General features: G+C 24.0%; 2 protein-coding genes. Both read left to right on the top strand.

Annotated elements, in window-relative coordinates; all coding sequences use genetic code 11:
• Positions 1-378: hypothetical protein (locus ES044_RS18690; RefSeq protein ID WP_147120795.1), on the top strand; the 378-nt coding region annotated here is incomplete at its 5' end.
• Positions 379-394: 16 nt separating this feature from the next.
• Entirely contained in the window at positions 395-769 is a 375-nt protein-coding gene (locus ES044_RS18335) for a hypothetical protein (RefSeq protein WP_147120794.1), read from the top strand.
• Positions 770-801 lie beyond the last annotated feature (32 nt).

Below are 801 nucleotides of genomic sequence, written 5' to 3'. Positions count from 1 at the left end.
ATGACAGATAAGGAAATGTTTGAAAAATCCTATAACATACTTAAAGGTAAGTACAGAATTATAGAAATTGAAAAATTAAATAGTATTGAAAAAATATCTTTCCACGACAGGGCTTTTGCTTTAAATGTAATTAGAGGTGTATTGAAAAACGCCCCATTACATACATTTAATTTATATCCATACAATTATTATTGGTTTAGGAAAGTTTATTGGTTTTTTCTAAAAAAAAGAAAAAATAATAAAGCACAAAAAAACCACCCAAATAAAGCTGAATTAAAATCAAACTCATTTAAAGCTTTTTTTACAAAATTTTGGTGGGTATTCATAATACCACTATTAGCAAAAATAATATTTGAAGTGTATTTTAAAAATAAATAATTAAACATAATAAGCTATGAAAACAGTTAGAAACATTGTTACAGTAACAAATCTTAATAAATTCAATAAAATGAGTTTAGAAGATTTTGAATCAAAAAAAGAAAAACACATTATTGAATTAAATGAAAATAATTACTATTATTTATTAGCCATTAAAAGCGGAAATTTAAAAATATATAAAGACAAAAAAGATTTAGAAAAAATAAAAAAATTAGCTGAATATTTTTTCGGAACTATTCCTCTCCGTAAACAAAACACTCTTCTAAAGGCATCTGAAACCACTCTTCTAAAGTCACCTTTGGTAGAGTTTCAATCCGTTGAATTTCCTCTTGAGTATATTCGTTATCTAAATGCGAGAAATTATGTTTACAATCATCTGAATCTGACATAATTTGAATATAAATACGTATTAATTAAAACGTA

The sequence above is a fragment of the Polaribacter sp. IC066 genome, from assembly GCF_007997085.1.
Taxonomy (GTDB): Bacteria; Bacteroidota; Bacteroidia; order Flavobacteriales; family Flavobacteriaceae; genus Polaribacter.
Note: the sequence above shows the minus strand (reverse complement) of the source record. Positions and strands in the feature narration are given on the sequence as shown.